This is a genomic window from Ensifer sp. 2TAB8 (genome assembly GCF_052115125.1).
Lineage (GTDB): Bacteria > Pseudomonadota > Alphaproteobacteria > Rhizobiales > Rhizobiaceae > Ensifer.
The window spans coordinates 51,208-72,426 of sequence record NZ_JBFRGB010000010.1; the positions used below are offsets into that span (position 1 = coordinate 51,208).

General features: G+C 63.2%; 23 protein-coding genes. 11 read left to right on the forward strand and 12 right to left on the reverse strand.

From position 1 onward, the window contains the following. Positions 1 to 59 precede the first annotated feature (59 nt). The 5 genes from AB4Z53_RS17685 to AB4Z53_RS17705 form a co-directional block, all read right to left on the reverse strand. Complete coding sequence (locus tag AB4Z53_RS17685) at positions 60 to 1,151, reverse strand: methylenetetrahydrofolate reductase (RefSeq protein WP_441596810.1); 1,092 nt, start codon at positions 1,149 to 1,151, stop codon at positions 60 to 62. Beyond that, entirely contained in the window at positions 1,148 to 1,750 is a 603-nt protein-coding gene (locus tag AB4Z53_RS17690) for a methylenetetrahydrofolate reductase C-terminal domain-containing protein (protein ID WP_441596812.1), read from the reverse strand. The genes AB4Z53_RS17685 and AB4Z53_RS17690 overlap by 4 nt, the downstream gene beginning before the upstream one ends. Then, on the reverse strand, positions 1,743 to 2,045 hold the full coding sequence (locus tag AB4Z53_RS17695) for a virulence factor (RefSeq protein WP_113539304.1): 303 nt from the start codon (positions 2,043 to 2,045) through the stop codon (positions 1,743 to 1,745). Before AB4Z53_RS17695 ends, AB4Z53_RS17690 begins: the two co-directional genes overlap by 8 nt. A 237-nt stretch (positions 2,046 to 2,282) precedes the next feature. Continuing rightward, positions 2,283 to 3,086, reverse strand: coding sequence for a formyl transferase (locus tag AB4Z53_RS17700; protein ID WP_223727662.1), 804 nt, complete (start codon positions 3,084 to 3,086; stop codon positions 2,283 to 2,285). Between the two features lie 46 nt (positions 3,087 to 3,132). Then, a complete protein-coding gene (locus tag AB4Z53_RS17705) occupies positions 3,133 to 3,312 on the reverse strand; it encodes a hypothetical protein (RefSeq protein ID WP_113539305.1) in 180 nt (59 codons plus the stop codon). A 204-nt stretch (positions 3,313 to 3,516) separates the two neighbouring features. Between AB4Z53_RS17705 and AB4Z53_RS17710 the strand changes: the two genes are divergently transcribed. Then, on the forward strand, positions 3,517 to 3,942 hold the full coding sequence (locus AB4Z53_RS17710) for a pyridoxamine 5'-phosphate oxidase family protein (protein ID WP_441596815.1): 426 nt from the start codon (positions 3,517 to 3,519) through the stop codon (positions 3,940 to 3,942). Positions 3,943 to 4,108: 166 nt separating this feature from the next. On the opposite strand, the gene AB4Z53_RS17715 is transcribed toward AB4Z53_RS17710, so the two are convergent. The 4 genes from AB4Z53_RS17715 to AB4Z53_RS17730 form a co-directional block, all read right to left on the reverse strand. Then, on the reverse strand, positions 4,109 to 4,384 hold the full coding sequence (locus AB4Z53_RS17715) for a metal/formaldehyde-sensitive transcriptional repressor (protein ID WP_113539306.1): 276 nt from the start codon (positions 4,382 to 4,384) through the stop codon (positions 4,109 to 4,111). Positions 4,385 to 4,411: 27 nt separating this feature from the next. After that, positions 4,412 to 5,428 (reverse strand): CDF family Co(II)/Ni(II) efflux transporter DmeF, encoded by a 1,017-nt coding sequence (gene dmeF / locus AB4Z53_RS17720; RefSeq protein WP_441596816.1) that lies wholly within the window; start codon positions 5,426 to 5,428, stop codon positions 4,412 to 4,414. 134 nt (positions 5,429 to 5,562) lie between these two features. Further along, positions 5,563 to 6,156, reverse strand: a complete 594-nt coding sequence (locus AB4Z53_RS17725) for a hypothetical protein (protein WP_441596818.1) — start codon at positions 6,154 to 6,156, stop codon at positions 5,563 to 5,565. A gap of 180 nt (positions 6,157 to 6,336) precedes the next feature. Continuing rightward, positions 6,337 to 6,957 carry a DUF1638 domain-containing protein gene (locus AB4Z53_RS17730; RefSeq protein ID WP_441596820.1) on the reverse strand — a complete coding sequence of 207 codons (621 nt, stop codon included), beginning with the start codon at positions 6,955 to 6,957 and terminating at the stop codon, positions 6,337 to 6,339. 40 nt (positions 6,958 to 6,997) lie between these two features. Between AB4Z53_RS17730 and AB4Z53_RS17735 the strand changes: the two genes are divergently transcribed. Beyond that, on the forward strand, positions 6,998 to 7,156 hold the full coding sequence (locus tag AB4Z53_RS17735) for an entericidin (RefSeq protein WP_223727657.1): 159 nt from the start codon (positions 6,998 to 7,000) through the stop codon (positions 7,154 to 7,156). Positions 7,157 to 7,330: 174 nt separating this feature from the next. On the opposite strand, the gene AB4Z53_RS17740 is transcribed toward AB4Z53_RS17735, so the two are convergent. Continuing rightward, the gene (locus tag AB4Z53_RS17740) at positions 7,331 to 8,029 is read right to left on the reverse strand and encodes a corrinoid protein (RefSeq protein ID WP_057254147.1); all 699 of its coding nucleotides are present in this window, start codon (positions 8,027 to 8,029) and stop codon (positions 7,331 to 7,333) included. Positions 8,030 to 8,364: 335 nt separating this feature from the next. Between AB4Z53_RS17740 and AB4Z53_RS17745 the strand changes: the two genes are divergently transcribed. The 6 genes from AB4Z53_RS17745 (at position 8,365) to AB4Z53_RS17770 (ending at position 15,092) form a co-directional block, all read left to right on the forward strand. Continuing rightward, a complete protein-coding gene (locus AB4Z53_RS17745; RefSeq protein ID WP_113539310.1) occupies positions 8,365 to 9,933 on the forward strand; it encodes a trimethylamine methyltransferase family protein in 1,569 nt (522 codons plus the stop codon). Positions 9,934 to 10,040: 107 nt separating this feature from the next. Further along, positions 10,041 to 10,745, forward strand: a complete 705-nt coding sequence (locus AB4Z53_RS17750; RefSeq protein WP_441596823.1) for a ferredoxin — start codon at positions 10,041 to 10,043, stop codon at positions 10,743 to 10,745. Between the two features lie 278 nt (positions 10,746 to 11,023). After that, positions 11,024 to 11,575 (forward strand): hypothetical protein, encoded by a 552-nt coding sequence (locus AB4Z53_RS17755; protein WP_441596825.1) that lies wholly within the window; start codon positions 11,024 to 11,026, stop codon positions 11,573 to 11,575. Positions 11,576 to 11,664: 89 nt separating this feature from the next. Then, positions 11,665 to 12,414: a phosphodiester glycosidase family protein gene (locus AB4Z53_RS17760; RefSeq protein WP_441596827.1), complete on the forward strand. Its 750-nt coding sequence runs from the start codon at positions 11,665 to 11,667 to the stop codon at positions 12,412 to 12,414. 123 nt (positions 12,415 to 12,537) lie between these two features. Beyond that, the gene (locus tag AB4Z53_RS17765; protein ID WP_113539314.1) at positions 12,538 to 13,065 is read left to right on the forward strand and encodes an RNA polymerase sigma factor; all 528 of its coding nucleotides are present in this window, start codon (positions 12,538 to 12,540) and stop codon (positions 13,063 to 13,065) included. 2 nt (positions 13,066 to 13,067) lie between these two features. Then, a complete protein-coding gene (locus AB4Z53_RS17770) occupies positions 13,068 to 15,092 on the forward strand; it encodes a vWA domain-containing protein (protein WP_441596829.1) in 2,025 nt (674 codons plus the stop codon). A gap of 317 nt (positions 15,093 to 15,409) precedes the next feature. On the opposite strand, the gene AB4Z53_RS17775 is transcribed toward AB4Z53_RS17770, so the two are convergent. Then, entirely contained in the window at positions 15,410 to 15,757 is a 348-nt protein-coding gene (locus AB4Z53_RS17775) for a hypothetical protein (protein WP_441596831.1), read from the reverse strand. A 243-nt stretch (positions 15,758 to 16,000) separates the two neighbouring features. Between AB4Z53_RS17775 and AB4Z53_RS17780 the strand changes: the two genes are divergently transcribed. From AB4Z53_RS17780 to AB4Z53_RS17790, 3 genes are all read left to right on the forward strand, one after another. After that, the gene (locus tag AB4Z53_RS17780) at positions 16,001 to 16,636 is read left to right on the forward strand and encodes a PAS domain-containing protein (protein ID WP_113539316.1); all 636 of its coding nucleotides are present in this window, start codon (positions 16,001 to 16,003) and stop codon (positions 16,634 to 16,636) included. A gap of 101 nt (positions 16,637 to 16,737) precedes the next feature. After that, complete coding sequence (locus AB4Z53_RS17785; protein WP_441596834.1) at positions 16,738 to 17,883, forward strand: aminotransferase class I/II-fold pyridoxal phosphate-dependent enzyme; 1,146 nt, start codon at positions 16,738 to 16,740, stop codon at positions 17,881 to 17,883. A 223-nt stretch (positions 17,884 to 18,106) separates the two neighbouring features. Next, positions 18,107 to 20,077, forward strand: a complete 1,971-nt coding sequence (locus AB4Z53_RS17790; RefSeq protein WP_441596836.1) for an acyltransferase family protein — start codon at positions 18,107 to 18,109, stop codon at positions 20,075 to 20,077. 89 nt (positions 20,078 to 20,166) lie between these two features. Here the strand turns inward: AB4Z53_RS17790 and bmt are convergent, their stop codons facing one another. After that, positions 20,167 to 21,183: a betaine--homocysteine S-methyltransferase gene (bmt, locus tag AB4Z53_RS17795; RefSeq protein WP_113539319.1), complete on the reverse strand. Its 1,017-nt coding sequence runs from the start codon at positions 21,181 to 21,183 to the stop codon at positions 20,167 to 20,169. Positions 21,184 to 21,219: the final 36 nt, after the last annotated feature.

The window sequence follows — 21,219 nt, forward strand, 5'->3', positions numbered from 1 at the left end:
GTAACCACGCCCTTGAAGTCGATGATAGCGCCGGGGTCACCGGTGCCGGCTTTTCCTGGTCAATGCGTATGATGGGCCGCGGCTTCGGCCATCTGCTGCTGGTTCTCTTCCTTGCCTTCGCGGATCTGCTCCAGGCGCTCGGCGACCAGCTGATCGGCGGGCAGCGTCTCGCGCTTCCAGGGCTTGCGGCCCTTCAAGACGCCCGACTCATGCACGATCTCTGCGACATATTCTTCCTGGCGGTAGGCCATCACGTGGATGCCGGAGACGCCTTCGATCTCCTTTACCTCGTTGATGATGTCGATGCAGAGCTGCTTGCCTTCCTTCTTCTGGTCCTGCGCGCCTTCCAGGCGTGCCACCACGCTATCGGGAATATGGATGCCCGGCACGTTCGAGCGGATCCAGCGGGCGGTCTTGGCGGATGCCATCGGCCCGACGCCGACGAGAATGTAGCATTTTTCGTGCAGGCCGAGATCGCGCACCTTCTTCATGTATTCGCGGAACATCGGCACGTCGAAGCAGTACTGGCTCTGCACGAACTGCGCCCCGGCCTCGATCTTCTTGGCGAGGCGATAGGGGCGGAAGTCGTAGGGCGGTGCAAAGGGGTTGATCGCAGCGCCGAGGAACACCTGCGGCGGTGTCGTCAGCTTGCGGCCCGAGAGGAACTTGGAGTTGTCGCGCATGATGCGCACGGTTTCGAGCAGCGACATGCAATCGAGGTCGAAGACGGGCTTGGCGCCCGGCTGGTCGCCGGCCTGCACACCGTCGCCGGTGAGGCACATGATGTTCTGCACGCCCATGGCAGACGCCCCGAGCACGTCGCCCTGGATGGCGATGCGGTTCTTGTCGCGGCACGCGATCTGCATGATCGGGGCATAGCCCATACGCGTCAGCAGCGCGCAGATGCCGACCGATGACATGTGGCAGTTGGCGCCTGACGCGTCGACTGCGTTGATGCCGTCGACCCAGCCGTCGAAGATCGCGGCGCGCTCGTAGACGTCCTGCGGGTTGGCGCTGTCGGGCGGGTTGAGTTCGGCGGTGACGGCGAACTCGCCCCGGCGCAGCACGCGCTCCAGGCGGCCGCGGGAGGAATGGCCGGGCAGGGGCTCGAGCGGTGCGCCGGGGTCGAAGGGATTGATATCGGGGCTCATGCCTGGCCTTCCTTGGATGCCGCTTCACGGCGCGCTGCGGCTTCCGCCGTCACGCGCAGCCAGGACGAGGTTTCGCGCAGCGACTGGTTGACCGGCTTCTGCACATTCATGATCGCGTCGCCCTTCGTCATGTTCTGCGATCCCTTCCAGGCCTGCACCCAGACGCAGGGCATGTCCGGCTCCACCTCGCAATTGCCGTTGGCGCGCACGCCGCCGCAGGGGCCGTTGCGCAGCTGTTTCGGACAGTTCATCGGGCAGGACATGCCCGTCGACGACAGCGCGCACTGGCCGCACATGCGACAGTCGAACAGGAAGCCCTTCACGTGGCGCTCGACGAAAGTCACCGGGCGCTCGACCCGGCCGTAGCCAAGTGCGTTCCACAGCGGGTGAAGGAGAAGGAAGATGTCGGCGAATCGGTTGTAGAACCATTCGAGGAAGCGGGAGTTGCGGACCGCCCAGAGGCGGACGGTATATTTGTGGCGCGAGCGGCGGCTCGGCGACACGCCTGAGGGCGTGAAGGCGCCGGTTGCGGCCTTGGCGCCAGGTGCTGCGTTGCCCTTCAGGATCTTCTGCTCGCTCGGCGATTTGGCATCAGCCATTGTCGCGGCCTCCGGCCTTGACGAGTGCGACCAGACGTTCGCGGTCATAGGCGGCTTCGAGCTCGGCGGCGGCGCTGTCGGCTTCCGTTTCCAGATCGTCGGAGACCGGCACCGGATCGGCCTTGCGCCATTCGGCCAGATAGTCGTCGGTTTCAGCCGCTCCGGTGCGCATGGCGCACATGTCGATCGCCTCGGTGAAACGCAGCGACAGCTCGCGCTTTGCCGTCGTGCGGCCCTTCTTGATGATGACCTGGGCCGGAATGTCGCGCCAGTAGACGATAATGCGATCTGCCATGGGGTGTTGTTCTCCTCGTCCTGCGACAATGCGCATGTACCGGCGTCCGGGCTCATCTCGCCACGACGTCGGATATGTCCAAAAACGACGCTGGCGCGGATGCCATATCAGACGTCTTGGCGGTGATGCGCAAGTGCCGGTTGACACTTGGCAAGTAGGCGCCGGAGATCGGGACGGATTGCCCGCAGTATCAGGCTTTTAGGCCGCAGCCAGCCGACGGAAGCGGTGCGTTTTAGCCTACCAGATGCGACGCGTCAGGCCGTTCCATACCCAGGTCCAGATCGGTGGGTGAAACCATTGCCGTGACGGACCTGCGACATCGATGGTCCGCAGATTTCCGTCGAGCGCATCCGTGATTGCGGCGATCGCGATCTCGGTGGATGCCGCCGTCTGGAGCAGTGGATAGGTGTGCATCGTATCGCTTCTGGCCGGCTTCTGGCGCGACTGATAGAGCACGCCCCCGGTGTCGACGCCGGCATCGACCAGATGCACGGTGGCGCCGAAGTTTTCCACGTCGTTGTTGACCCGCGCCCAGTAGCCGCCCATCAGACCGCGATAGGCCGGGTTGATGCCGGCGTGGAAATTGATGACGGGGCAGGGCATCGCCGCCAGCGTCTCTGCCTTCAGCATGCGGCAGCTGATCAGGAAGACGACATCGGGTTTCAGCGCGCGCGCTTGAGCGATTGCATCGGCGTCGTTGATCGAGGCGACGGATCTGATCGGGATCGAGGGGGCGGATTTCCCCGAGACCTTGTAGATGGCGAGGATCTCTTCGGCACGCCTGCGGGTGAAACGCTTGCCGAAGCGCGAGGCGATCATGGTGGCAAGCTGGCCGAGTGCGGTTACCCAGCCGAGCTTGCGGGCTCGGCGGCGCAGGAACAGGCCCTTTGATTCCGGCTGTTCCTCGAAAACGGTCACATCGGCAAAGCGCGCCGCGAGCGCATTGATCATGATCCACGGGTTTTCCCCGCCCGCCGTGACGACGACGACGCGGCCCGGGCGCTTGCCTGCGGCTTGATTCGGACTGGCGATTTCGGTCATGGCGGCCCCGCGGATGAACAGGGCCACAGATATGCGGGCTTGCCCGTTACCGCCGGCTTAACTGGTTCCAGTACCATTCGGCCACACCGCCGCCGAGAACGACGAGAGCCACGGATTCAACCAGTGCGACGTCTTCTGTCAGGTTGCAGATCGCACCGATCAGCAGAGCCAGAAGCAGCCCGGCCGCGCATCCCAGGGCGTAGGGCACATAGTCGAGGACTTTCACTGCTGTCTCCTCCGACAGGCGTGGTGAACTTCTTCAGCCTGGCCTCACGGCAAGGGCGCCGCGCTGCCGCCGGTTCGCCGCATGGTTGCCGATAGCCATGCAATCACCTTGACTCGCTCCACCGCCTTGTCAAGCTGAGCTTGGCAGCATGGACCGAATTAGCTTCCACCGGCAACGCACCCGGTCATCCCGGAGGATGAAGCAATGGGCGACATTCAAGCCAGACACATGATCCTCGAATTCCTGAGGCAGCACACCCTGGCCGTGATCGCGACCAGCAGCCGGGATGGCGGGCCCGAAGCCGCCGCCATCGACTTTTCGGTGCGCGACGACCTGGCAATCGTGTTCGACACGTTCGAACACACGCGCAAATTCGCCAATCTCTCCGACCAGAGCCATGTGGCGCTCGTCATAGGCTGGGATAACGGCATCACAATTCAATATGAGGGCGAGGCAGCGAAGGTTTCTGCCGATGATCTCGAGCGATACCAGGAAGCGCATATCAAAAGCGTTCCGGCCGAGAGGGAGTTTGTCGAGAAGGGCGCCGTCGTGTTCCGGGTCGAGCCGCGGTGGATTCGCTACTCCGATTACACCAGGACCCCTCCCAACGTGATCGAGCTTCGATTCTGAGATCTTAGGGCGGCTTAGGGCAGCCGCGCCGATGCGCCGATGAATGCGGGCCTGACCCCTAAACCCGTTCGAAATCAGCTCGCACGGCACCTGTTCGCTGATTCCGCCGCATGGGACTTGGCCCTCTGCCGGAAGCGCGAAACGGGCATTCGCGTGGTTTTTGCCCCTATTTCATATAGGCGCGCACCACGTCCACCAGTTCGGCTGCCGCTTCGTCCCGGTCCTTCTGCGACAGCTCGGCGGCCGCCAGATGCATGTGGATATGGTCTTCGACCACTTCCGCCATCAGCCCGTTGACCGCGCCGCGGATGCCGGCGATCACCTGCATGACTTCGGCGCAGCCCTTTTCCTCTTCCAGCATCCGCTCAACCGCCTCCATCTGGCCCCTGAGGCGCCGGACCCGGTTGATGAGTTTCTGTTTCTCGCGGATGGTATGGGTCATCGGATACTCCGGTTTCGGGCGTCGCCGCTATGCGGCCCGTGGTTCCACCTCCACCGTCACATGCGACAAATCGTGGATGGCGGCAAGCTTCTCGCGATAATAGGACGGCGCCCGCGGGTTGTCGGCAACGATCGAGACGATCGCGCCGTGGTGGCCCGGCCCGAGCTGCCAGACGTGCAGATCGACGATCTCGGCATCTTCCTTGGCAACGATCTCGCCGATCTCATCCGGCAGGTCTTCGCCATCGGGGAGGTAGTCGAGCAGAGTTGCGCCGGTGTCGCGGATGAGACCGAAGGACCAGCGTGCGATGACGAGCGCGCCGACGATGCCCATGGCGGGATCGAGCCACAGCCAGCCATAGATGGCGCCCAGAGCGAGGGCGACGATGGCGAGAACCGAGGTCAGCGCGTCGGCAAGGACGTGCAGATAGGCGGCGCGCAGGTTTCGATCCTGTCCGCCATGGTGCGCCTGGTGGTGTCCATGATGATGCCCATGGTGGTCGTGGTGATGGTGGCTGTGATCGTCCTTCAACAGCCAGGCGCAGACGAGGTTGACGATGAGGCCGGCGACGGCAACGAGGATCGCCTCGCTGAAATCGATCGTGACCGGAGCGTTGAGGCGGCGCAGGCTTTCCCAGCCGATCAACAGCGCGATGAGCGCCAGCACGATGGCGCTTGAGAAGCCCGCGAGATCGCCAAGCTTTCCGGTGCCGAAGGTGAAGCGGCGATTGTTCGAGTGCTTGCGCGCATAGAGATAGGCAAGCGCTGCGATCAGCATCGCGGCCGCATGGGTGGACATGTGCCAGCCATCGGCGACGAGCGCCATCGACCCGAAGACCTGACCGGCGGCGATCTCGACCACCATCATCGTTGCGGTGACCGCGATGACGATCCAGGTCCGTCGCTCGTTGCGCTCGTGATTGCCTCCGAGGAAAACGTGATCATGGCGCGCCGCGAGCACGCGGCCTTCATCATGCGAATGCCCGTGGTGATCGTGGTGGTGATGATGGTCGTGGTGATGATGGTCGTGGTGATGATTGTTCATGCCTGTGACTCCAATATTATATAGGGGGGTACCCTATATTGAGATTGGCGTAAAGTACTCGTTTCCACTGGCGTTCGGTGGCTGCCCGCTGTCGGCGGGAAGGGGGCCGGCTGCTTCCGGCGTCGCGATCGGTTCTAGCCGGCTCGGCCGAGGGCGATGGCTGAGCCCGTAAACGGCAGAACGCGCTTGTAGCCCGCCGGCGCCGGCTCGATCTCAGTGGCGGCGGACGTGCCGAACTGGGTGATGCCCGCGCCGATATGGTGCGCCAGATCATGGCGGCGTCCAGAAAAGTCGAACGAAGTGCTCGCGATCAGGCGGGCGGAAAACACATTGGTGCCGAACAGCGCTCCTGTCGCCCCGCCGATGGTGTCGGAGACCGTGGCGCCCACGACGAGGCTCGTCCGGCGGAACGTGGCGATGCATTCTCCCTCGGCGAAGGAGGCGGGATCGCCGAAGGTTCCGGCAGGCTTGCGCTGAAGATAGAGCGAATATTCGCCGACCGGATCAAGCCCGAGCGACAGGACACCGTTTGTTGCCGCCTGCGCCTTGAACGGTTTCGCCGCGAAGGTGAAATGCGCGGTCGCTTCGCCCGGTTCGCCGTCAAACATCCGGGCATCCGGCAAGGGCAGATGCAGGAAATAGCCGTAGTCCGCCAAGGTGCCGTCGTTCGCCTCGTAGAAGCGGCCAGTGACATACCAGGCGAGTTCGGCGGGAAGCGGTGCGCTCATGAGGCAATCCTGTGGCCAAGGGGGGACTTGTAGCCAGCAGGTTGTGCAGCGTTCTTTTATGCGCGGGAGGCCGAACAAGGCGTGCGGGCCGGTAGCAACGGCCATTCGGCCGGCAGAGTAAATGCGCGCTAGCAAGGTCGGCGTGTGATGGCTCAACCTGCGACACCGCGCGCCTCCGCCTCACGCGCTTAGCAGCGAGGTCGCCAGATCACCATAGCCGGTGAAGCGGTATTCGTATTCGAGGCCCAGATACTCGGCTGCCTTCTTCGCCTTTTCCTGCAGGGTTTTTTCCTCCTGCTGCGAGAGATAGACCAGCTTTCGGTAGTGGCCGAAATACATGTCCCTCAGTTCCGGATGCCGATCGAGACCGAGCGGTTCGATGACGAAGGCTTCGAACTGGCGGGCGAGGAAGTCGGTCAGGAAGAAGGCGGTGATGTGATCGTCCCAGCGCTTTGCGAAATCGGCGTTGCCGGCAAAGAACGAATAACAGTGCGGGCCTGGGATGCGCTCGACCTTTTCCTCCTCGCACAACCTGTCGAGATGCCCGCCGGTGCCGCAATCGGCATAGGCGACGAAGATCCGCTCGAAGCCTTCGGTGCGGGCCTTGGCGATGGCGTCACGAATGCCCGGCGTGATCTTTTCCGGCGTGTTGTGCCAGATGGCGGGCAGACAGTTGAGATCGATATGGTCGAGCCCGTTTGCATCGCAGATCGCCAGGATTTCGCGGGCGATGGCGCCACAACCGATCACGTGAACTTTTTTCGGTTGTGCACGTTCTATTGGCGACGATATTTTTTCCATCTTGATTCCATTTGGCACATAGCGGGAAGGAACCCTGACCATGAAAGTTAAGAGTCTTGCGATCGTCGGCGCCGTCCTGGTCGCCCTCTCAACGCTCACTGCCTGCGGCAACACCATCCGCGGCATCGGGCAAGATACCGCAAACACGGTCAACGCGACACAGGCGGCTGGCAAGAAGGTCGCACACTCCGTCAACTAACGCTGTCTCGAAGAGCGCCGCTCCACGGAGCATGATCCGTTCAGTGTTTCGTTGAAACGATGAGCGGATCCGGTGCACTGCCTCTGACCGAGCAGCGAGCCCGACAGACATAGGAAAGCCGGCCGCGGATTTCACTTCTGCGGCCGGCTTTTTCATTTCGGATGATCCGAAGCCTTAGCCAGCCGCCAGGCGGTTGTGCTTGCGCTTCATGAAGTCCTTGGCGGTTTCGACGGCGATCGCCGCGTCGCGGCAATAGGCGTCGGCGCCAACGGCCTTGCCGAATTCCTCGTTGAGCGGCGCACCGCCGACGAGAACGACGTAATCGTCGCGCAGGCCCTTTTCCTTCAGCGTGTCGATGACGACCTTCATGTAAGGCATGGTGGTCGTCAAAAGCGCCGACATGCCGAGAATATCCGGCTGCTCGCGCTCGATCGCTTCGAGATAGTTCTCGACCGGGTTGTTGATGCCGAGGTCGACGACGTCGAAGCCCGCACCTTCCATCATCATGCCGACGAGGTTCTTGCCGATGTCGTGAATGTCGCCCTTGACGGTGCCGATTACCATCTTGCCGAGCTTCGGTGCGCCGGTTTCGGCGAGCAGCGGGCGCAGGATGGTCATGCCGGCCTTCATGGCGTTTGCCGACAAAAGCACTTCCGGCACGAACAGGATGCCGTCGCGGAAGTCGATGCCGACGATGCGCATGCCTTCGACCAGCGCCTGGGTCAGGACGTCGTAGGGGGTCCAGCCGCGCTTGAGCAGGATGTGGGTCCCGTCCTCGATTTCCTCCTTCAGGCCGTCATAGAGGTCGTCGTGCATCTGCTGCACGAGTTCTTCGTCGGAAAGGTCCTCGAGAATGATTTCATCGTCTGCCATATTGGGGTTCCTCGGTTCCTGGCACAGTCGCGCGAAATTTTCAGACGCGTCGATCAATCCATAGCGTTCGATCTCTAAAAATCTGTTTTTGAAAGCGACGTCGCATATGACAAAAAGCGACGAGACGGCAGCTTCTTTCGGTGCCTGCATATTCTTAACAAAAACAATATATTCGCGCCACGCGGTTTTTCGCGTCCTGTGGTCGCTTCTCGGTAGTGTTCGAGTTGCGCCACTCCTTGGCGCATTGAGACCCGCAAGGCCCCCGATGCTTGGTAGCATTAGGACCAATTGATGCTTGAAGGCGCAAAAAGTGATGCGCGGGAGAGGAAAAGCGAATGAGCGACGTGACAGATCAGGGTGAAGGCGGCGGCCGCCGCGCGCGTGGTGAGGGGCGGGGAGCGGCGGCGCGGCGTGCGTCGCGCACCGGCGGCGGTCCGGGACCGTCTCTGCCCTACATCCAGCGCAAGATTCGCGAATACGAGGTTCTGGACGAGGAAGGCTTGCAGCTCATCGAGCGCAATGCCGATACGATCCTGGAGGAAATCGGCATCGAGTTCCGTGATGATGCCGAGGCGCTCGAACTCTGGAAGCAGGCCGGCGCCGACGTGCGCGGCCAGCGCGTGCATTTCCCCAAGGGTCTCTGCCGCGAACTCCTGAAGACCGCTCCATCCGAATTCACCTGGCATGCGCGCAACCCGGAACGCAGCGCCCAGGTCGGTGGCAAGGCGACAATCTTCGCCCCGGTTTACGGCCCGCCCTTCGTGCGCGACCTCGAAGGCGTTCGTCGCTACGCGACGATCGAGGATTTCCGCAATTTCGTGAAGCTCGCCTATATGGCGCCGTCGATGCATTCGTCCGGCGGCACGGTCTGTGAGCCGGTCGATATCCCCGTCAACAAGCGTCACCTTGATATGGTCTACAGCCATATCAAGTATTCCGACAAACCCTTCATGGGCTCGGTCACGGCGCCGGAACGGGCGGAAGACACGATCGCCATGGCGAAGATCGTCTTCGGCGACGACTTCGTCGAAAACAACTGCGTCACGCTCAACCTCATCAACGCCAACTCGCCGATGGTCTTCGACGAGACCATGGTGGGTGCGCTCAAGGTCTATGCCCGCCATAACCAGGCCTGCGTACTTTCGCCATTCATCCTGTCCGGCGCCATGAGCCCGGTGACGGTGGCCGGCACGCTCACGCAGATTCTCGCCGAAGTTCTCGCCGGTGCCTCGTTCACCCAGCTTATCCGCAAGGGCGCGCCGGTGCTGTTCGGCACCTTTGCCGCCTCGATCTCGATGCAGTCGGGCGCGCCGACCTTCGGCACGCCGGAGCCGTCGCTGGTCTCCTACGGTGCTGCCCAGCTCGCACGTCGCCTCAAGCTGCCCTTCCGTACCGGTGGTTCGCTCTGCGGCTCCAAGGTTCCGGACGCGCAGGCCGCCCACGAATCGGCCAACACGCTGAACATGACGCTCCTGGCCGGCACCAACTTCGTGCTGCATGCGGCCGGCTGGCTCGAAGGCGGTCTGATCTCGTCCTACGAGAAGTTCATGATCGACCAGGACCAGCTCGGCATGATGCAGAAGATGGCCGAAGGCGTCGACCTCTCGGAAAACGCCCAGGCGCTCGACGCGATCCGCGAAGTCGGTCCGGGCAGCCACTATCTTGGTTGCGCCCATACCCAGGCGAACTTCCAGACCGCGTTCTACCGTTCGCCGCTCGCCGACAACAATTCCTTCGAGCAGTGGGAAGTGGAAGGCGAAAAGCGCATCGAGCAGCGCGCCAATGCGCTCTGCCGCAGCTGGCTGGAACACTATGAGGCGCCTTACCTCGATCCCGAAATCGACGAAAAGCTGAAGGCGTTCATCGCCAGCCGCAAGGACTCGATGCCGGACGCTTTCACCTGAAAGGGTCCCGAGCGAGCCAGGGAGCAAGGCGGCGCGGCGCAGGTGGCCGATATGATCCAGAAAGAGGTCTGGCGCCCGCATTACGAACATCAGGGGCCGAAACCGAAATGACGGTACCCTCCGCGACAGCGGACAAGATTATCGAGACGGTCCGTGCGGCACTTCAGCCGCACGGACTTTTTTTGCGCGGAACGGTGAACTTCTCTTCGACTGTGGCCGCTCCGCTTTTGGCCGACGGCCGGCGTGCCGCAAGCGTGGTGCTGATCGGCAATATCGGCGGCTCGCTCTGGCGACCCTTCAGCCGCTGGCGGGCTGGATTGCCGGATCGTGGCGGTGCCGATCCGCTCGACACCTGGTCAAAGGCGGTGATCCAGCCGATCGCCGCTGCCTGCGATGCCACCGCCTATTTCCCATCCGATCCGCCCTGGCAGCCCTTTCAGCAATGGGCGATGCGGGCGGAGGGCCTGGGGGCGTCGCCACTGGGCATCCTCATCCATCCGCGCTACGGGCTCTGGCATGGCTATCGCGGTGCGTTGGCTTTCGACAGGCCACTTCCGGAGACCGGCGAGCGCGCGGCGGGGCACCCTTGCGACCGCTGCACGGCCAAGCCCTGCATCGCCGCCTGTCCGGGCAGCGCACTCACTGACGAGCGTTTCGATGTCGGCCTCTGTCGTGGCCATCTCCGCGGCGAAGCGGGCAGGGCGGGTTGCCTCTCGTCCGGCTGTCTTTCGCGCAATGCCTGTCCCGTCGGTGCCGGCTATCGCTACCCCGAAGGACAGCTCCGCTTCCACATGGCGGCACTCAGCCTCTAGTGCGATGGTCTCAAGTGAGATGCTCTATGCTCAAAGTGCTGGAGCGGGACGACGTGCCCTCGGTCTTCCGCCCTCGTCGCACTAACCCACGAGAATCGATCACCTTTATGATTTGCGATTGCCAGCCCCAAGATCATGGTGGTTTCAGCATTCCGGTTCGTTGCGCCGCTCGCAAAGATGGTGGAAATCTCCAAAATGACTAAAATTGGAGATGTCTTGGAAAGATAATATTATCGAATTTACACCGATCTGGACGGCGTGGCGTTGGAGTCCATCGTATGAGAGGCAGCCCAGTCGTATCCGTGAGTAACTATCCTCCGCACCTGTCGCGCGAGGAGGTGGAAGCGCAGATCTCTCGTCTCGACAGCATTCACGCCGCAAACAGCCAGATCCTCGAGGAAGCCTTCAAGCGCTTGCTGGCGATTGGCGCCGGCCATGCCGCCGTCATTGCCGCCTGTATCACCGGCTTTGATGCGCTGGTGGACCGTTCGGTGCTTTCCGGTGGTTTCCTTCCCGATGCGATCGACATCTTGAGGAAGTTCGCGCTGACCGTCAGCGCTCTCGGCCTGTTTCTCACTTTCCTGGCGATCGGCAACAATTTCAGCGAGGTGCAGAAGGAAGCCAAGCGCCACGCGGTGAAACTCGCGACAACGCTGAGAGAAAAGCGCCTGCTGCTGTCACTGTCGCAGGACGTGCTCAATCGCGATCCCAAATCCTATGTGCTCGCAGGCGTCGGCGGCTTTGCCTGCCTTTGCGTGATCTTCGGGCTGGCGGCCGCGGCCGGATGTTATGGGTTGGTTATCGCTCTTGGGATGATTGCGGGCGGTTAGCGGCAAGCGCGAGATGCCGCAGCGGCCCTGCGCCAGAACCGCCGCAATCTCGGGCATGCTTGACGTCTGATTCGATTGGACCTTTCGCCATGCCGCTATTTCCAAAACCCTTTCTCGTCGGTGCCGTTCTTTCGGCCGGTCTTGCCGGGCCCGCGCTCGGCGCTTGCCGCGATGTCAGCCATCTCGGCCAGGACTATGTCGCCTGCAGCTTTGATCCCGCGACGAGCGATATCCGCCTCTACAACAAGGACCAGGCGGGCGTGCCCTTCCGCTCTTTCCGGGCGCTGTCGCTCGAACTGCGCCATCGCGACGAGTATATGAGCTTCGCCATGAACGGCGGCATGTATCACGACGATCTGTCGCCGGTCGGCTTACATGTCGAGGAGGGGCGCGAGCAGGCGCCGCTCAACACCAATACCGGCTGGGGCAACTTCCACCTGCTGCCGAACGGGGTGTTTTATGTCGATGATGGCAAGGCCGGGGTGATGGCGGCGGACGCCTATCGCGACGCCAGGCTGACGCCACGCTTTGCCACACAGTCCGGGCCGATGCTGGTCATCGACGGCAAGCTGCATCCGCGCTTCCTGCCCGACAGCACGAGCTTCAAGACCCGCAACGGCGTTGGCGTGACAGCCGAGGGCGAGGTGGTTTTCGTCGTCTCGAAGCGTCCTGTGCGCTTCCACGATTTCGCGACGCTCTTCCGTGACGCATTGGATTGCCCCAATGCGCTCTTCCTCGACGGCACGATTTCCAGCGTCTACGCGCCTGAGATCAACCGCCACGACCGGCTGTTTCCGATGGGACCGATCATCGCTGTCGTCGGAAAATTTGCACGCTGACTTCCTTGGGCTCGGGATGCGGCCGCATTCTTTGTCATCCCGCCAAAAAAATCTTCCCTTCCACCCAAGGAATGGTCGACCTGCAACGTCTAAGGTTCAAATGAGGTGAGGGCGGGCACGGATTTGGACGCTGAACTCGTCGAAAAGGCGGTAGGGGGAGACCGGCAGGCTTTTGGCCAGCTGGTCGAGCGACACTATGATTTTGTCCTTGGCGTCGCCTGGCGGTGGTCGGGCAATGTTTCGGATGCGGAGGACATCGCCCAGGATGTCTGCCTGCGGCTGGGGGCAGCCATTCGCGGCTTTCGCGGTACCAGCCGGTTTCGCACCTGGCTTTATACGCTGACGCTGAACGCCGCGCGCGACCATAGGCGGCGGCAGGTACGCGATAACAGTCGCATGCAGGCCTATGCCAGCGAGCAGTCGACGGCAGCACGCCTTGAGGATCCCGACGAGGAACAGCGCGAGGCGCTCTGGGCCGCAGTCCGGGAGCTGCCGGAAAAGCAGTGCGATGCGGTGCTGCTCGTTTATGCGGAAGGCTTGAGCCATGCGGCCGCGGCCGACGTGCTCGGCTGTTCGGAGGCAACGATTTCCTGGCATGTGCATGAAGCGCGCAAGCGCCTGAAGACATTGCTCGGCAAGGAGGCAGTGTGACCATGAGCGACGATTTCGAAAAGCTTGGCCGGATCAATCCGCCGAAGGCTTCGCCGGAAGCGCGCGCCCGGGCGCTTGCCTTGGCCATGCAGGCCTTCGACGAGGCCGAAGAAAATTCGAATGCCACCCAAGGATCGACCCAGCCTGTTCGTCAAAGCTCCATCTTCAACCGGATATGGAGCCCTATCATGAACCGGAAACTGCTTGCAGGATCGGCACTTGCCACACTCCTGGTCGTGCCCGCCGCCGCCTTCCTGACGTTCGAACTCACGCGCGACGGTGCGCCCTTCGGCGAGCATGCGCAGGAGATCGCGCTGAAGGATCAGCCGAAGCGGGAGGCGGAACCGCAGGCGGCCGCGAAGAAAGCGGCTGCAGACGCGTTTGCGCGCCAGCGGGAGGAAAAAACCGCGGCGGCGCCGGCTGCCATACAGGCCGAGCGCGAAGCTGCGGCGTCCGCGGAAGCTGATGCGGTTGCCAACCGCATGGCGAGCGACAGCGCCGCACCGCTTTCTGCCGTCGGTGCCGTGCAGCCGCAGATGACCTACCTGCCGGCACCCACGGTTCAGGAGGACCTGGTCGCCGCACCCCAGGAAAACCGCGAGCGCTTCGGCAAGGCCGAGAGCAATCCGGTGAAGAGCGTTGCGACCGACCCGGTCTCGACCTTCTCGGTCGATGTCGACACGGCATCCTACGCCTTCGTTCGCCGCTCGCTGATGGAAGGGCAGATGCCGGAGCGCGACGCCGTGCGGGTCGAGGAGATGGTCAACTACTTCCCCTATGACTGGCCGCGGCCTGAAACCGCAGCCGCGCCGTTCAAGGCGACGGTGACGCTGACGCCGACGCCCTGGAACGGCGGCACGCGGCTGATGCATGTGGCGATCAAGGGCTACGACGTCGTGCCGACGGAAGCGCCAAAGGCGAACCTCGTCTTCCTGATCGACGTTTCCGGCTCAATGGACGAGCCCGACAAACTGCCGCTCCTGAAGGGTGCCTTCCGGCTACTGGTTGAGAAGTTGAAGCCGGAGGATACGGTCTCGATCGTCACCTATGCCGGCGATGCCGGTACCGTGCTGGAGCCGACCGCGGTCAAGGACAAGGCAACGATCCTTGGCGCGATCGACACGCTTCAGCCGGGTGGCTCGACTGCCGGTGCCGAAGGCATCGATGCGGCTTACGCGCTTGCCGAGAAGGCTTTCGTCAAGGGCGGCGTCAACCGCATCATGCTGGCGACGGATGGTGACTTCAATGTCGGGCCGTCGAGCGACGAGGACCTGAAGCGGCTGATCGAGGACAAACGCAAGAGCGGCATCTTCCTGTCGGTGCTCGGCTTTGGCCGCGGCAATTACAACGATGCGCTGATGCAGACGATCGCCCAGAACGGCAACGGCACGGCCGCCTATATCGATACGCTGGCCGAGGCGCAGAAGACGCTGGTGGAGGAGGCGGGTTCCTCGCTGTTTCCGATTGCCAAGGACGTCAAGCTGCAGGTGGAGTTCAACCCGGCCGCGATCGCCGAATACCGGCTGATCGGCTACGAGACCCGCGCCCTGAAGCGTGAGGACTTCAACAACGACAAGGTGGACGCCGGCGACATCGGCTCCGGCCACAGCGTGACGGCAATATACGAGGTGACGCCGAAGGGCAGCCCGGCGGTGCTGAACGATGACCTGCGCTATGCGACGGCAGAGAAGCCGGCGGCTGAAGCAACAGGAAACAGCGGCGAACTCGCCTTCCTGAAGATCCGCTACAAGAAGCCGGATGGAGACAAGAGTGAGCTGATCACCACGCCGGTGACCGAGGCGAATGCCGTACCGGCGCTCGCCGACGCCTCCGAGGACGTCCGCTTCTCCGTCGCGGTTGCCGCCTTCGGACAGAAGCTTTCGGCTGTCTCGGCACTCGCCGACTATTCCTATGACTCGGTGATCGATCTCGCATCCGCTGCCAAGGGCACCGACCCGTTCGGTTATCGCGCCGAGTTCGTCAACCTGGTGCGGCTGGCGAAGGGACTTGGTGGTTCTGGGAAGTGAGTAACGCGCTCATCGGCGCGGTGAGGGCGTTTGCCCCTCATCCGTCTGCCGGCACCTTCTCCCCGCAGGCGGGGAGAAGGAAGCAAGCGGCGACACCTTCGTCCAGGCTGTGATTGTTCAATAGAAACATTGAGGTTTGCGCCGGAGGAACGCTGAGGTTTGAACCGAGGGTGCGCCCAGCGGCTCTCTCCCCACCTGCGGGGAGAGATGTCCGGCAGGACAGTGAGGGGCGTCGGGCGCGAACGTTGCGCCACGCTCGTGCCGGCGCGTGGTGAAGAGGGGATGGTCGTTGTCGCGCCGCCTTTCGACTCGAACGCTCAAGCCTTCGGAAAAGCGCGGTCCAGGCCGCCGGATTTCGAAAGACCTGCCTTGAACGCCTGGTAGGCGGCATGCTGGCTGGAGCGGCCGGCTTCCATCAGGCGCATCTGCAGGCGGGCCGGAGCTCCGCTGCCGAGCCACTGGCCGAGCTTTTCCAGCCGCAGCGAGTTGAGGAACTTGGCCTCGGAGGCAAGGTCGAGGTGGCGGTAGAGGCCATCCATCAGCCGCTCGTCCTGCTCCGGATTTTCCATCAGCAGACGCAGGAAGGACTGGTCGGCCTCGCCGAAGGCGCCGAACTTTTCGGCGACGGTGTCGCGGTCGGGAAAGGAGGCTGGGCCGGCGTTCATGTAAGTCTCCCGTCTGCGTTTGCGACCGCGCCGCGCGTTCAACGAGACGCACATGGGTCGCGGTAGCACCTTGAATTGCTGCATGTTTTCGTCCCGTGACCGGGTGCGAACAGGTGCGCAACGAATCTTCCTGTCATCGGGGATAGGCCAGCGACCATCGGTGCGCAAGCGGCGGCGCATATGCTGTTTCTAAACATTTTGTCCAATATTGACAATAAGTATAATTTTGACGATAAGCGGCGCATGACCATTGCACCCGCCTTCGCCTCCATCCTCGCCACGCATGCGCCCACGGCGGCTGCGATCAGCGCTTTGCTTTACCCGCATGGTGAAGTGGTGCTGCACGATCTCAAGGCCGGCACGATCGCGGGAATCTGGAACTGTTTTTCCGGCCGCGCGGTTGGCGAAGATTCGCTGATCGAGGAGGAGTTCGCGGCCCTCGGCAGCGCCGAGGCGGTGCTCGGCCCCTACGAGAAGACCGGCGCGGACGGTCGGCGCTTCAAGTCCATATCGGCGGTGTTACGCGACGGGGCGGGCGAAGCGGTCGGCCTCCTCTGCATCAATCTGGACATGTCGATGATCGACCAGGCGGTGAAGCTGCTTTCTGCCTTCGCAGGCGCCGAGCAGCCAAAGCCGCAGGCGCTGTTTTCGCGCGACTGGCGCGAGGAGATCAACGCGACGCTGCATGGCTGGCTGAAGGAGCGGGGGCTGGCGCTTGCGGCCCTGAAGCGCGGCGATCGCGTGGCATTGGTCGCAGCCCTCGACGAACGCGGGCTGTTCCAGACGCGCAACGCCGTCGATCACCTCGCAGGCCTCATCGGCGCCTCGCGCGCCTCGATCTACAATTACCTCGCTGCGGCCCGCGGCGAGGCGCCCTGACTGAAACACGCATAAGCCGGACGGATACCGCTTTGCGCGTCTCCGGACTTGCCAGCCCCATAACCGTTCGCGTGCGCCTCAGCCGCGAGAGGAGGACTTTCATGACGACCTTGCCCGATTTCCGGCTCGAAACCCATTTCTCCCGCTGGGAGTTCAGCGCCCGCCACCATATGACCGCGAGCGACAGCCAGACGACAAGCATGCGCGACCTTCTGGCGCTTGCCGACGATGAGGATCGCACCGCCTGGGACAACATCGCGCTCGGTTATACCGAGACCTATGGTGCACCGGCGCTGCGGGCGGCGATCGCCGCCACCTATGAGGGGCTTTCGGCTGCCGACATCCTTTGCTTTGCCGGCGCGGAAGAGGGGCTCTATTGCGCCATGCTGGCGCTGCTCGGGCCGGACGACCACGCGATCGTGACGGTGCCGAACTACCAGTCGATGGAAACCTTGCCCGTCACGATCGCCGGCGCGGTGACCGGCGTGCCGCTTCGCCCCGAGAACAACTGGCGGCTCGATATCGCCGACGTGCGCGCCGCGCTGAAGCCCAACACGAAGCTGATCTGCGTCAACTTCCCCAACAACCCGACCGGTGCCATCGCCGACCAGGAAACCTTCGCGGCGCTCGCCAAGCTCTGCGAGGAGCGCGGCATCCATCTCTTCAGCGACGAGGTCTATCGGGGCCTCGAGCGGGACGTGGCACTGCGCCTGCCGCAGGCGGCAGAACTCTTCGAACGCGGCATCTCGCTCAATGTCATGTCCAAGGCCTACGGTCTTCCTGGCCTCCGGATCGGCTGGATCGCCTGCCGCGATCACGCACTGCTGGAGCGCATGGAGAAGATGAAGCACTATCTGTCGATCTGCAATTCGCGGCCGTCGGAAGTGCTGGCGACGATCGCGCTCAAGGGGCGTGCCGTTATCCTTGATCGCAACCGGGCACTGGTTTCCGCCAATCTCGAGAAGCTCGGCGCCTTCTTCCAGGATTTCCCCGACCTCTATGAATGGCGGGCGCCGGATGGCGGCTGCGTCGGCTTTGCCCGCTACCTGGGTGCCGACGGTGTCGAGACCCATTGCCGGCGGCTGGTAGAAGAGGCTGGCGTTCTGCTTTTGCCATCGAGCCTCTTCGTGTCCGATCTGCTGCCGGTCGCGACCGATCGCTTCCGCGTCGGTTTCGGTCGCAAGGATATCGAGATCGGGCTCGATGCCTGGCGCAGGCATCTGACCGGGGCCGCTACCCCCACCTGAGACACTTTCAACGCCGACCGATGTTGGGCGTGGTCACATTTGGTCTCGCTTCGCTTGAAGCCGTCGGATCACGGTCGTCACGGCAGGACGGGCCCCGATGCCTCGGTATGGCCCGTTTGCTGCCCGGAAATTGCACAGGTGTGGATATAGACAGGCGGTACGTGGCCCGAACGGTAAGGCCGTGTTAACGGAACCGCCCCGCCTTTCGAGTATTTCCCCACTGATGCATTACAGACCCGAAATTGATGGACTGCGCGCGCTAGCCGTGGTCCCAGTTCTCCTGTTCCATGCCGGTTTCGGCGTCATGACCGGCGGGTTTGCCGGTGTCGACGTCTTCTTCGTCATCAGCGGTTTTCTGATCACCTCGATCATTCATCGCGAAATCCGCGACGGAAATTTCAGCATCGTGCGCTTTTACGAGCGTCGAGCCCGGCGGCTTGCGCCTGCGCTTCTGCTCGTTTGCGCGGTGTCGATCCCCTTTGCCGTCATGTGGATGCTGCCGGAGGAGCTCAACAATTTCGGCAAGAGCCTCTATGCGGTGAACTTCTTCGCCTCGAACTTCCTGTTCTGGGATCAGACGGGATATTTCGAGCCGAGCACAGACCTGATGCCGCTGCTGCACACCTGGTCGCTGGCGGTCGAAGAGCAGTTCTATCTGATCTTTCCACTGCTCCTCCTGGGGCTGCGCCGTACATCTGCGGCCACCGCCCTGAAGGTGGTTCTGGCGCTCGTCGCCTTGAGTTTCGCCATGACGCAGCTTCTGGCCCGCGTCGACCCGGCGGCGAATTTCTACCTTCTGCCGAGCCGCTTCTGGGAACTTGGCATCGGTGCGGCCCTTACGCTTGCGGGCGCCGATCGGCTCGATCTGCCAAGAGGCCGCCGCGAACTGTTCTCGTGGCTCGGCCTTGCGGCAATCATCGGTAGCTATCTTGTCGTGCCGGAATCAGCCTTCTATCCCGGCTGGTCGACGGTGCCCGTGGTGCTCGGTACGGCGCTCATCCTTGCCTTTGCCCGCGGCGACACCACAGTCGGCCGGCTGCTGTCGCTGAAGCCGCTCGTCGCAATCGGCCTCATCAGCTACAGCCTCTACCTCTGGCACCAGCCGGTCTTCGCCTTCGCGCGGCTGAGGGCGATCGACGATATCCCAGCCGAGGGCTACGCGCTGCTGATCGCGCTATGCTTCGCGCTTGCCTATCTCAGTTGGCACTTTGTCGAGAAGCCCTTCCGCAAACCCAATCGCATCGGCCGCGGCGCGGTCTTCGGCGCAACGCTTGCCGCCGGATCGGCGGCGATCGCGCTCGGCTTCGGCTTCGATGGTTCGGACGGACTGGTTTCCCGGAACCGCGAGCTTGCGCAACTGACGCAGCCGAGCGTCGGGCTCGGCAAGAAGTGCGATGCCGTCGCCGATCTCACCTGCGCCACGAGCCAGAAGCCAGAAGTCGCGGTCTGGGGCGATTCCTTTGCCCGCCACCTCGTCGATGGCGTCATCGCCTCCAAGCCGGATGTGCGGCTGGTGCAGCTTGCCAAGAACAATTGCGGCCCGTTGCTGAACCTGGCGCCCGTCGTTCCCCGGCTCGGTCGCAACTGGCCGCAGGATTGCGCGCGCTACAATGACGACGTTCGCCGCTTTCTGCTCGCCAACCGGTCGATCCGCTACGTCATTCTCTCCTCGCAGCTCAGCCAATACCTGCGGCCGGAGACGGTGCTGGTCGATGGCCGCAAGGAAATGCCGTCGGAAATCAACCGTCTCAGCGATGGCCTGCGCACGACACTCGCCTGGCTGGAGGCCAACGGCTTCGAGGCCGTCTTCGTGGCGCCGACGCCGCATGATGGTCGCGATACGGGGCTCTGCGTTGCCAGGGCGCGGCTCCTCGGCGAGCCGGACCAGCGCTGCGAGCCGGCGCTGAAGGACGTGCACAAGTATGATCAGGACGTCTTGAAGGTGGTCGCCGATATCGCCGACGAATACCCGGTCGTGAGCTTCATGAACTATCTCTGCGATGCCGATAGCTGCAAGGTCGAGGACAAGGGCGTCTCGCTCTTCGAGGACTTCGGGCATTTCTCCGCGCAAGGGTCCCGCCAGATGGGACGCGCCTTCGACTTCTACCGGGCCTTCACCGAGGCGGCGGAGCGCGACATCCTCTCATGGCGTGAGACCGGCCGCCTGCCGCTCTTCGGCAGTGCCGATCTCTAGCGGCGTAGGCCGTCGACCCATCCAGAAAAGCAAACGCCCCGGATCAAATGTACCGGGGCGTTCGTCTGTGGTTTGCCTTGTCGTGCGGATCAGGCGCGGCGGCTGCGGCGCTCGCGGGCAGGTGCTGCGGCCGTTTCGTTTGCGGTCTTGTTGCGCAAGGGGCCGATCTTCTCGATGATCAGGTCCAGCGTCGGGCGTTCGCGGCGCACGTGCTCGTCGAGTGCCACGCGCATGGCGGCGAGATGGCCGCAGGTGGTGCCGCAGCAACCGCCGATGATCCTGGCGCCGGCATCGGCTGCAAGGCGCACATACTCGGCCATCAGCGGCGGCGTGCCGGAATAGTGGATCTCGGAGCCGCGGAATTCCGGAATACCGCAATTGCCCTTGACGATGACGGTCGCGTCGGGTGCGGCCTCAGTCATGTCAAGCAGCGAGGAGAGAATGTCCGAAGCGCCGACGCCGCAATTGGCGCCAACGGCCACCGGGCCGTCGCCTAGGTCGCTGGCAACGCCGTGGATATCCTTGGGGTGCAGGCCCATCATCGTCTTGCCGGCAGTATCGAAGGAGCCGGTATAGACGTAAGGCAGGCCCACCTTGGCGGCGGCTTCCGCGGCAGCGCGGATTTCGTCCGGCGAAGACATGGTCTCGATCCAGGCGACTTCGGCGCCGCCGGCCTTCAGGCCTTCGATCTGCTCCACGAAGGCGGCAACCGCATCTTCATAGGAGAGCGCGCCCAGCGGGATCAGCAGCTCGCCGGTCGGGCCGACGGAGCCGGCGGTGATGACCTTGCGCGGTGCCTTGTCGGCGACGGCGCGGGCGATCTCGGCGGCGCGCTTGTTGAGTTCGTGCACGCGATCCTGGGCGTAGTGCAGTTTCAGGCGGTGGCGGGTGCCGCCGAAGGTGTTGGTGAGGATGATGTCGGCGCCGGCGTCGACGAAATCCTGGTGCAGCTTGGTGATGTTCTCCGGCTTCGTCTCGTTCCAGAGCTCAGGCGCTTCGCCGGCCTCCAGGCCCATGGCGAAGAGCGAGGTTCCGGTGGCGCCATCGGCGAGAAGCACGCCTTTTTCGGCGAGCAGAGCGGAAAGGGCATTGGATGCTGCGGTCATCGGTTTTTCCCGGCTAGAATGGATTGCAACAAGATA